The sequence below is a fragment of the Burkholderia sp. Se-20378 genome, from assembly GCF_017104665.1.
GTDB classification, from domain to species: domain Bacteria; phylum Pseudomonadota; class Gammaproteobacteria; order Burkholderiales; family Burkholderiaceae; genus Burkholderia; species Burkholderia lata.
In genome coordinates, this window is the sequence record NZ_JAAGPG010000020.1 from 34,649 (window position 1) to 44,580 (window position 9,932).

Consider the following 9,932-nt stretch of genomic DNA (forward strand, 5'->3'; position numbering starts at 1 on the left):
CGTCGTCTCCCGTTCAGCTCGCGCGGCCGGTATGCACGGTCACGACCGCGGACAGGCCGGGGCGCAGCACGTGGTCGAGGCCCGGCTGCGGATCGAGATGCACGCGCACCGGTATGCGCTGGACGATCTTCGTGAAGTTGCCGGTCGCGTTCTCGGGCGGCAGCACGCTGAAGGTGGCACCGGTGGCGGGCGCGAGGCTGTCGACACGGCCATGCAGTTTCGTGTTCGACGCATCGAGCGACACGTCGACGCGATCGCCCGCATGCATCTTGCGCAACTGGTCTTCCTTGAAGTTCGCGTCGATCCACAATCCGGAAGCCGGCACGACCGTCAGCAGCGGCACGCCGACGTTCGCGAGCATCCCGACGCGGCCCGTGCGGTTGCCGACGTAGCCGTCGACCGGCGAGCGGATCGTCGTGTATTCGACGTTGAGCGCGGCGACGCGCTGCGCGGCGAGCGCGGTGTTCACGCGCGCCTGCGCATCGGCGAGCTGCGCGCCGAGCACGTCGAGCTGCCGCTTCGATGCGAGCAGCGCGGCATCGCTGCGTTCGACGGCGGCGCCGGCCTTCGAGTAATCGGCGTCCGCGCGTTCGACGATCTGGTTCGACACGGCGTCGGATTTCACGAGTTCGCGGTAGCGCACGCGATCCGATGCGGCGCGCGTCAGCTCGGCCGACGACGCGCTCTTGTCGGCCGCCTGCTGGCCGATCACCGCGTATTGCAGTTGCTGCTTCGCCGCGAGTTCGGTCACGGCGGAGCGGGCGCTGTCGACTTCGGCGCTGGCCTGCGCGAGCTTCGCGTCGTAGTCGCGCGCATCGAGCTGCACGAGCACGTCGCCGGCCTTCACGCGCTGGTTGTCGGTCACGAGGATCTTGTCGACGAAGCCGTTGACCTTCGGCGCGAGCACCGTCACGTCGCCGCCGACATACGCATCGTCGGTGCTCTCCTGGAAGCGCAACACGAACAGCCAGTCGAGCGCGGCGGCGGCGACGACGATCACGACGGCACCCACCGCGATGCGCATCCACGGCACGCGGCGCTGTTGCTTCGCGGGCTGGTCGAGTGTGGCTGCTTCACGGGATGAGGCAGCGGCTTGGGTCGTATCCATCGATTCACCTATGTATATGCACTTATCAAGTCGATCGACGACGGGTCGTCGATCGGGGAAGGGGCTAGCGTTCCGGCAGGTTGTGCGTGATCCGGAACAATTCGTCTCTCAGGCGGGCCGCCTGCGTCGACCCGAACCGCTGCTCGAACGCTTCCTGCGCGGCGAGCCAGTGCACCTGCGCGTCGGCGATCTTCGTTTCGCCGTGCACGGTCAGCGCGAACGTCTGGCGGCGGCACGGCGGCTCGATCCGGCCGGCTACCAGCGCCGCGCCGACGAGCGGCTTGAGCGCGCGCAGCAGCGCGGTGCGTTCGATCACCAGCACGGCCGACAGCGTCGCCATCGTCAGGCCCGGCCGGTCGCGCAGCAGCGCGAGAATGCTGTACTGCGACGACGTCACGCCCGCCCGCGACAGATAACGCTCGTAGAACTGCGAGATCCGGCGGGCGGCTTGCCGGACCGCGAAGCAATCGTCATCGGTGAGCGTGGTCTTGTGCATGTACACATGTTAGGGGGCAATACGGCGCGAAGCGAGCGGCGGGGCGCGATCAGATTGTTGTCGTGGCTGTACCAATCGGCGTCAGGCTGCGGCCGGAACGATCCAGCCTTCGCGGTCGCAATAGGCGGCCGTGTAGTCGATGAATGCCTTGACCTTCGCGGGCAGCAGCGCGCGGTTCGCGTACGCCAGCTTGATCTCGACGAACTTGTCGACGAGATCGGCATCCGCGAGCAGCTGCACGAGCGCGCCCGACGCGAGTTCGGCCTGGACGAGCGTTTTCGGCACGACGCCGATCCCGAAGTCGTGCATCACCATTTCGCGGTTGAAGACGGGGCTGTTCGACGAGATGTCGAAGCGGAACGGCACGGTCAGCAGGTCGCCGTCGACGCGGAACGACAGCGCGGGCCGGCGCAGCGACGGCGACATCGGCACGAACGGGTGGTCGGCGAGATCGGCCGGCGTGACGGGGCGCGAATGGGCGCGCAGGTAGGTGGGCGTCGCGACGATCACGAGCGGAATCCGCTCGACCAGCCGCACGACGGTCGATTCGTTCGTCAGCATGTACGGCACGACGATGCCGATGTCGTAGCCTTCGCCGACGAGATCGATGGGCCGCTCGGTCAGCGTCACGTCGAGGCGCACCTTCGGGTGCGCGGCCTTGAAGCCGGCGATCAGCGGCACCAGCCGGTTCAGCGCGGCTGTCGTGTGCGCGACGAGCCGCAGCAGGCCTTCGGGCTCGCGCGTCGGCGCCTGCGCCTCCGCTTCGAGCGAGTCGAGTTCGTCGAGCACGGCCGCGCAGCGTTCGTAGATGCGCTCGGCCGTTTCGGTCAGCGACACCTGGCGCGTGGTCCGGTGCAGCAGCCGGCTGCCGAAGCGCGCCTCCAGATCCGCGACCGCGCGCGACACGACAGGCCGTGCGAGGCCGTGCATGTCGGCGGCGCGCGTGAAGCTGCGCATTTCCACCACCGACCGGAAAATCCGCAGCTTGTCGATGTAGTCCATGTCCGTCTCCTTGACGCGAGGCCGGCCACCGGCCTTGTTACGGCGGAGTGTACATTGACTTTATGCATATGCACATATAAATTGCCAAGCATGAACGACACCTCGATTGCCCAGGCGTGCAACTGTCTCGCGCTGCGTCAGGCGGCGCGCTTCGTCACGCAACTGTACGAGCGCCATCTGGCCCCGGTTGGCGTCACGCCCGCCCAGTTCTCGATCATGGCGAACCTGACGCGCCAGCCCGGCCTGCTGATGAGCGAACTCGCCGATGCGCTCGTGATGGACCGCACGACGCTGCTGCGCGCGCTGAAGCCGCTGCAGCGCGACGGCTTCGTCGCGACGGCTGCGTCCGAGCACGATGCGCGTGCACACGCGTTGAGCCTCACGAAGCTGGGCGAGCGCACGTTTGCCCAGGCGAAGGTCGCATGGCAGGCCGCACAGGACGAATTCGAGACGCAGTTCGGCCGCGACCGCGCGAAGGCGCTGCGCGATGAGCTGTTCAGTGTGACCGCGGAACGCTAGACGGCGGGCTGGCGGCCAACTGGAGCGGAATTAGAGCCATTGATCGCTGCATGGGCGATCAAGAGTGTGAATTGGTTTTCAAACTGTCCGGATGGGTCGCCATCTGGACAGTTTTTATTTCCAGTTGTAGAGTCCTCTGACAGATTCCACGGGCCGGCGTCGCCGGCACGCGTCAGAGGAGCAACCGATGCTGCAGTTGAGTGACCGCGACAGCGCCATGCTGCGCGGCGATTTCGGCGATGGCGTCGCACGCGCGATGCGGATCGTCGCACGCACGGCGCAAGTGATGTCCGCGCCGCACCTGATCGACATCACGTCCGCGCATATCGACGGCTGCCTTTATCACGGCCAGACCAGCCTCGACTTCGTCGAGTATTTCGTCGACACCGGCGCGAAGGTCGCGGTGCCGACCACGCTGAACGTCGGGTCGCTCGACCTGATCCATCCCGAGCTGTACCACGGCGACCGTACGATCCAGCGCGATGCGCAGCGCCTGATGGATGCGCATCTGCAACTCGGCTGCGAATCGAGTTTCACGTGCGCGCCTTACCAGTTGAAGAACCGTCCCGCGAAGGGCGAGCAGATCGCGTGGGCCGAATCGAACGCGATCGTGTTCGCGAATTCGGTGCTCGGCGCGCGGACGAGCCGGTACGGCGATTTTCTCGACCTGGCCGCCGCGATCACCGGGCGGGCGCCGTATGCGGGGCTGCATGTCGAAGCGAACCGCGCCGCGCGGATCGTGTTCAACGCGCCGGACTTCAGCCGCCTGTCGTCGCGCGACATCTACTTCGCCGCGCTCGGGCTGCTGATCGGCAGGATCGCGGGCGCGGTCGTGCCGGCGATCGTCGGGTTGCCGGCGGACACCACCGAGGACGAACTCAAGGCACTCGGCGCGGCCGCCGCGTCGAGCGGCGCGGTCGCGCTGTTCCATGCGGTCGGCGTGACGCCGGAAGCGCCCACGCTCGACGCCGCATTGCACGGGCAAGCGGCGCAACGCACGGTTGATGTCGCGATGGCCGATCTCGACGAGATTCGCCGCACGCTGAATCACGGCGCGGCCGGCGATGCGCTCGTCGCGGTGGCGCTCGGCACGCCGCATTTCTCGCTGGCCGAATTCCGCACGCTCGATGCGTTGCTCGATGCATACGATGGCAAGCCGGCCTGCGATTTCTACGTGAACACGAGCCGGTTCATCTTGTGGGAGCTGGACGAAGCCGGCCTCGCGGAGAAATTCGCCGCACGCGGCGTCCAGATCGTCGTCGACACCTGCACGTACATCACGCCGGTGATGAAGCAACTGTCGGGGCTCGTGATGACCAACTCGGGGAAATGGGCGTCGTATGCGCCCGCGAACATCGGCGTGACGGTCGCGTACGGCAGCATGCGCGAATGCGTGCGTTCGGCGTACGAAGGAAAGGTGCGATTCGATGACTGAGGCCACGCGCAACGTATTGACGGGCGACACGCTCGTGCCGGGCAGCGCGTGCGCGCGCCCGTTCGTGCTCGACAAGCCGCTCAGCTTCTGGGGCGGCTACGACTCCGGTGCGGGAAAGATCGTCGATCGCGGGCATCCGCAGGCCGGCGCGAGTCTCGCCGGCAAGGTGATGGTGATGCCGCACGCGAAGGGCTCGAGTTCGAGCAGCAGCGTGCTCGCGGAAGCCGTGCGCAACGGCACGGGGCCGGTCGCGATCGTGCTGAAGGAGCGTGACCTGATCATCTCGATCGGCGCGATCGTCGCCGCCGAGCTGTATGCGATCGCGGTGCCGGTCGTGTGCGTGACCGATGACGTGTATGACGCGATCGTCGCCGCGACGGGGGAGGTGCGGATCGAAGCGGGCGAGGGGGACGGCGGCGCGAGGATTAGCGTCTGCCCGTGACGCGTCGTATTCCGGGCCGGCTCAGATGAAGCGTATGTGCGACGTGTCTTCGTTCGAGAGCGACAGTGCGCTCCGGGCCGCATTCATCTCGCGTTTGCCGCCCGGCTGCCTGAGCCGCCGGATTTCGGGCCACACGATTGCGCCGAACACGGTGCGCAGGATCGTGCTCAGCAGGAAGAGGGCGATCGCGGCGCCGCCGAACCAGGTGGCTATCTGCAGCACGCTGTCCGTGCTGCGTTCCATCGCGGACACGAGGCCGATGGTGATGGCCATGGCGACCAGCATGCCGATCGTGACGACAACATCGATGCGGGCGGCCGCGACTTTCGCGGGGCGAACGAGATACACCGAGCCGTCGGTCGCGTTGCGGATAGCGTAGAGGGCGCGGCGATCCCGATCCTGCGCGTATGCAACGGTCAACCGGTCGCCCGCGACGATGAACACGCTCCGCGTGCTGTCCGTCCTGAGCGTCAGCGGTGCGTCGACCGTGTCGAGCTGGAGCGCAATCTCCTCGATGCTTTGCGTGGTCATGCCGAGGTTGTTGCTCCAGACCTTCGTACTGATCGTTTGCTGGCTGACCGACGTCACGCAACCGGACGCAATCTGCATGGTGCGATCGTTCATCCGTTGCTCCGTTCCACCGTGAAACCGGCCGGTTCGTATTGCCACTTTTCCTGGGCTTCGCGCCGCTGGGGCCGGAAGACCAGCTCGGACAGGCCGGCGATCGCGAGCAGGGTGGCCAGCAGGCTGATGATGCCCACGACCAAGGTCACCGCGCCGACGAACGCCCAGCCCGATTTGAAGGCCGCGCCGTCGATCAGCAGGCTCAGCATGAAGATGCATGACGCCCACGTGAGCAGCGACAGGTTGCTGCTCTTCTGCCTGATCGCATCGTAAGGTGCGATCGCCAGATCGTTGCTCCTGATCCAGGCGATCTGGTGCCGGCCGCGATCGTCGAAGGTGCACGCGCGCACGGCCATCCCGGGCTTCAACTGATCGATCTGCTTGAACGCCTCTGCGTCGATATCGTCGGCGGAGAGGAAGTAGCACGCGCCCCGCATCGTCAGGCGATAAAGCGGCACCTTCTTGGTATCGGACGCGACACGAATGAGGTTCGTGTCGATACGGTCGATCGTCGCTTCGATCAGGGTGGTGTGATTGGGCATGGGGCGGGAGAGTGCGCCGGTGGGCGCCGCTTTGGCGTGGCATTGATCATACCGATGAAATTCCGCGCAGGCACGTCGCGCTGCCCGCAGCCCCGCATCACTCGTGCGACGTGCCTGCGGCCGCTTCCCGATACGCACTCGGCGTCTGCCCGGCCCAGCGCCGGAACGCGCGCGTGAAATTCGCCGGGTCAGTGAATTGCAGCCGCTCGGCGATCGTCTTCAGGTCGAGATCCGACGCGGCGAGCAGCTGCTTCGCGTCGCGAAACCGCGCTTCGTCGAGCAATTGCCGATAGCTCGAACCGGCGTCCTCCAGCCGGCGCCGCAGCGTGCGTGTGGATACGAGCAGCGCGTCGGCGAGCGTCTCCGGCCCCGGATAATCGCCGGCTCCACGCGCCAGCTCCGCGCGCACGCGTTCGACCAGATCACCTTCCTCCTGGCGCACCTGCGCATACTCGCGCTCCACCTGCACGAGCGCTTGCCGGTGCGCGACTTCGTCGGCGAGCGGCAGTGCCCAGTCGAGCACGTCGCGCGCGATCCACAGCCCGTTGGCGGCACAGCCGAATTCGACCGGCGGCAACTGATCACGATAGCGCGCGAAATAAGGCGGCTCGGGCCACGCGAATTGCAGTTTGATCGACGGCGACGCGCGCCCGGCCCATTGAGAGATGTTCTGCGCGAGCCCGGTCAGTACGAACTCGAACATCACGTGATGCTGCAGCACGGGGCTGGCCTGCACGCCGTGCAGTTCGAGCGTCGCGCCGCGTTCGTCTTCGTCATATGTCAGGCGATATTGACGGTTGCGCATCCGAAAGTAGCGCTGCGTGACGGACAGCGCCTCGCGGATGTCCCGCGCGGTCAGCGTCGCATAGCCGAGAAAGCCGTGCACGGTCGGCTTCAGCAGCAGCCCGAACGCGAGCCCGATGCCCGGATCGCCGCCGATCTCGATCGCATTGAGCACGAGCCGCCCCCATTGCGACGGCGCGACGCGCGCGTCCGGTTCGGCCAGCACCGCATCGCGCAGGCCCGTGCCGGCGCGCACGGCGGCCAGATCGACACCGCGCGCGGCCAGCGCCTGCAGCAGCAGGCGCGTATAGGCAACCGGAATCGTCGGCCGGCGCAGCCCGAGGCGATCCTTGGCGAGGGGGGAGGTCATGTCGTTTTGGCCGGAAATGACAAGCATTATGGCTGTTTGCCCCCTCACGTTCAAGGCGGCGCGCGCCTACGATGTCACGCATCGCTTAATGGCACGAATTGGCACGATCATCATGACCACGACCTTTCCCCACCTGCTCGCACCGCTCGATCTCGGCTTCACGACGCTGAAGAACCGCGTACTGATGGGTTCGATGCACACGGGCCTCGAGGACAGCCGCAAGACGCTGCCGCGGCTCGCCGAATATTTCGCCGAACGCGCCCGCGGCGGCGTGGGCCTGATCGTGACGGGCGGCTTCGCGCCGAACGTGGCCGGCTGGACCAAGCCGTTCGGTGGCACGCTGATGACGTCGGCCGCCGCGCGGCGGCATCGCGAGATCACGGACGCCGTGCACGCGGAGGACGGCAAGATCGCACTGCAGATCCTGCATACGGGCCGCTACGGCTATCACCCGTTCGCGGTCGCGCCGTCGAAGATCAAGTCGCCGATCTCGCCGTTTGCACCGCACGAACTGAGCGCGCGCGGCGTCGAGCGGCAGATCCGCGCGTTCGTCCGCTGCGCGAAGCTTGCACGGGAAGCCGGGTATGACGGCGTCGAGATAATGGGTTCTGAAGGCTACCTGATCAACCAGTTCATCTCGATGCATACGAACAAGCGCACCGACCAGTGGGGCGGTTCGTACGAGAACCGCATCCGGCTGCCGATCGAGATCATCGAGCGCACGCGCGAAGCGGTCGGCCGCGATTTCATCCTGATCTACCGGCTGTCGATGCTCGACCTGATTCCGGACGGCAGCGACTGGAGCGAAACCGTTCAGCTCGCGAAGGCCGTCGAGCGCGCGGGCGCGACCATCATCAACACGGGGATCGGCTGGCACGAGGCGCGTGTGCCGACGATCGCAACGTCGGTGCCGCGCGGCGCGTTCGCGTGGGTGACGAAGAAGATGAAGGGCGAGGTCGGCATTCCGCTCGTGACGACCAACCGGATCAACCGCCCCGAAGTGGCCGAGCAGATCCTCGCGGACGGCTGCGCGGACATGGTGTCGATGGCCCGCCCGCTGCTTGCCGATGCCGAGTTCGTGGTCAAGGCGGCGCAGGGTCGCGCCGACGAGATCAACACCTGCATCGGCTGCAACCAGGCGTGTCTCGATCACGCGTTCAAGAACAAGATCGCGTCGTGCCTGCTGAATCCGCGCGCGTGCCACGAGACGGAGCTGAAATACACGCCCGCCGTGCAGCCGAAGCGGATCGCGGTGGTCGGCGCGGGGCCGGCCGGGCTCGCGTGCTCGACCGTGCTCGCGCAGCGCGGCCATCAGGTCGACCTGTTCGACGGCGCGGCCGAGATCGGCGGCCAGTTCAACATGGCGAAGCGCGTGCCCGGCAAGGAAGAGTTTCACGAAGCGCTGAGCTACTTCGGCCGTCAGGTCGAGCTGACCGGCGTGAACCTGCACCTGAACCGCCGCGTCGACGCGAGCGACCTGATCGCGGGCGGCTACGACGAGATCGTGCTCGCGACCGGCGTCGCGCCGCGCGATCCGAAGATCCCGGGGCAGGACGGGCCGAACGTGCTCAGCTACATCGACGTGCTCGCGGGCAGGCAGCCGGTCGGCCGGCGTGTCGCGGTGGTCGGTGCGGGCGGGATCGGCTTCGATGTCGCCGAGTATCTGGTGCAGGAGGGCGAATCGCCGGCGCTCGATCTGGACGAGTGGAAGGCCGAGTGGGGCGTGACCGACCCGGCCGCGACGCGTGGCGGCGTGACGCGTGCGCAGGTCACGGCGCCCGCGCGCGAAGTGACGCTGCTGCAGCGCAAGGCCGCGCCGCTCGGCAAGGGGCTCGGCAAGACGACCGGCTGGATTCACCGTGCGACGCTGAAGATGAAGCAGGTGAAGATGATCGGCGGCGTGAACTATGAGCTGATCGACGCACGCGGCCTGCACGTGTCTTACGGCGAGCAGCGCACCGACCACGAGCTGATCGAAGCCGACACGATCGTGCTCTGCACGGGGCAGGAGCCGCAGCGTGCGCTGCTCGCGCCGCTGCAGGCGGCAGGGCGTTCGGTGCACCTGATCGGCGGCGCGGAACTGGCTGCCGAACTGGATGCGAAGCGCGCGATCGATCAGGGTTCACGGCTCGCGGCACGGCTGTAACGGGCGTTCGCTGCAACCGCCACCCGGACGTACACCGCGTGGCGGTGATTCGCCGGTGCGGCGGTTCGTGGTTCACCGCTCGATACGCCGACTCGCTGGCGCAGGACTGAAATGAGCAGCAGCGCCGGCCGCGTCGCCACGCAACGTGGCGGCGCTATCCTGACAGGCTGCGACCGCGAACGACGGCCTCCATGCGGCTCAGGCCGCTTCGGCCCGTTCTTCCTCTTCCGCGTCCAGCATCGCCTTGACGATCAGGTAAATGGCCGGCAGGTCGTCATCGTCGCGGCGCCAGTCGACCGGCTCCTCGACGTCTGCCGCGACCAGGCGGCTGTCGCGCAGCCGTATCGTGTGCAAAAACTACAGGAGCATGGTCGTGATCGAGATTCCCGGGACTGTCCGGCCGCTGTTCGTTGCAGCCGGTTGGCGTGGCAATGCCGATGGCCGAGTGTCATCGCATGATGGCGA

10 protein-coding genes and 1 pseudogene are annotated in these 9,932 nt (G+C 67.0%); 4 read left to right on the plus strand and 7 right to left on the minus strand.

From position 1 onward, the window contains the following. Window positions 1–13 precede the first annotated feature (13 nt). The 3 genes from G3N93_RS04875 to G3N93_RS04885 all read right to left on the minus strand — a co-directional run bounded on the left by G3N93_RS04875 (window position 14) and on the right by G3N93_RS04885 (window position 2,606). Entirely contained in the window at window positions 14–1,108 is a 1,095-nt protein-coding gene (locus G3N93_RS04875) for an HlyD family secretion protein (RefSeq protein ID WP_206121376.1), read from the minus strand. A 64-nt stretch (window positions 1,109–1,172) separates the two neighbouring features. Beyond that, window positions 1,173–1,604 (minus strand): MarR family winged helix-turn-helix transcriptional regulator, encoded by a 432-nt coding sequence (locus tag G3N93_RS04880; protein WP_174938810.1) that lies wholly within the window; start codon window positions 1,602–1,604, stop codon window positions 1,173–1,175. Window positions 1,605–1,685: 81 nt separating this feature from the next. After that, the gene (locus G3N93_RS04885; protein WP_174931837.1) at window positions 1,686–2,606 is read right to left on the minus strand and encodes a LysR family transcriptional regulator; all 921 of its coding nucleotides are present in this window, start codon (window positions 2,604–2,606) and stop codon (window positions 1,686–1,688) included. 90 nt (window positions 2,607–2,696) lie between these two features. Here G3N93_RS04885 and G3N93_RS04890 point away from each other — a divergent pair, with 90 nt between their 5' ends. From G3N93_RS04890 to G3N93_RS04900, 3 genes are all read left to right on the plus strand, one after another. Beyond that, complete coding sequence (locus tag G3N93_RS04890) at window positions 2,697–3,125, plus strand: MarR family winged helix-turn-helix transcriptional regulator (RefSeq protein ID WP_174931838.1); 429 nt, start codon at window positions 2,697–2,699, stop codon at window positions 3,123–3,125. Between the two features lie 187 nt (window positions 3,126–3,312). Next, on the plus strand, window positions 3,313–4,560 hold the full coding sequence (locus G3N93_RS04895) for an aconitase X (RefSeq protein WP_206132400.1): 1,248 nt from the start codon (window positions 3,313–3,315) through the stop codon (window positions 4,558–4,560). After that, window positions 4,553–5,002 carry an aconitase X swivel domain-containing protein gene (locus G3N93_RS04900; RefSeq protein WP_206132401.1) on the plus strand — a complete coding sequence of 150 codons (450 nt, stop codon included), beginning with the start codon at window positions 4,553–4,555 and terminating at the stop codon, window positions 5,000–5,002. Before G3N93_RS04895 ends, G3N93_RS04900 begins: the two co-directional genes overlap by 8 nt. A 21-nt stretch (window positions 5,003–5,023) precedes the next feature. On the opposite strand, the gene G3N93_RS04905 is transcribed toward G3N93_RS04900, so the two are convergent. Genes G3N93_RS04905 through G3N93_RS04915 form a run of 3 tightly spaced genes read right to left on the minus strand, consistent with a single transcriptional unit; the run spans window position 5,024 to window position 7,348 of the window. Further along, on the minus strand, window positions 5,024–5,626 hold the full coding sequence (locus G3N93_RS04905; RefSeq protein WP_206132402.1) for a hypothetical protein: 603 nt from the start codon (window positions 5,624–5,626) through the stop codon (window positions 5,024–5,026). Continuing rightward, a complete protein-coding gene (locus tag G3N93_RS04910) occupies window positions 5,623–6,306 on the minus strand; it encodes a hypothetical protein (RefSeq protein WP_241026399.1) in 684 nt (227 codons plus the stop codon). Before G3N93_RS04910 ends, G3N93_RS04905 begins: the two co-directional genes overlap by 4 nt. Next, the gene (locus tag G3N93_RS04915; protein WP_206132403.1) at window positions 6,266–7,348 is read right to left on the minus strand and encodes an AraC family transcriptional regulator; all 1,083 of its coding nucleotides are present in this window, start codon (window positions 7,346–7,348) and stop codon (window positions 6,266–6,268) included. Before G3N93_RS04915 ends, G3N93_RS04910 begins: the two co-directional genes overlap by 41 nt. A gap of 85 nt (window positions 7,349–7,433) precedes the next feature. Here G3N93_RS04915 and G3N93_RS04920 point away from each other — a divergent pair, with 85 nt between their 5' ends. After that, window positions 7,434–9,467 (plus strand): NADPH-dependent 2,4-dienoyl-CoA reductase, encoded by a 2,034-nt coding sequence (locus G3N93_RS04920; RefSeq protein WP_206132404.1) that lies wholly within the window; start codon window positions 7,434–7,436, stop codon window positions 9,465–9,467. A 198-nt stretch (window positions 9,468–9,665) separates the two neighbouring features. On the opposite strand, the pseudogene G3N93_RS04925 reads toward G3N93_RS04920, so the two are convergent. Then, window positions 9,666–9,812, minus strand: a pseudogene (locus tag G3N93_RS04925) (DUF2471 domain-containing protein); the annotation flags it as partial. Window positions 9,813–9,932 lie beyond the last annotated feature (120 nt).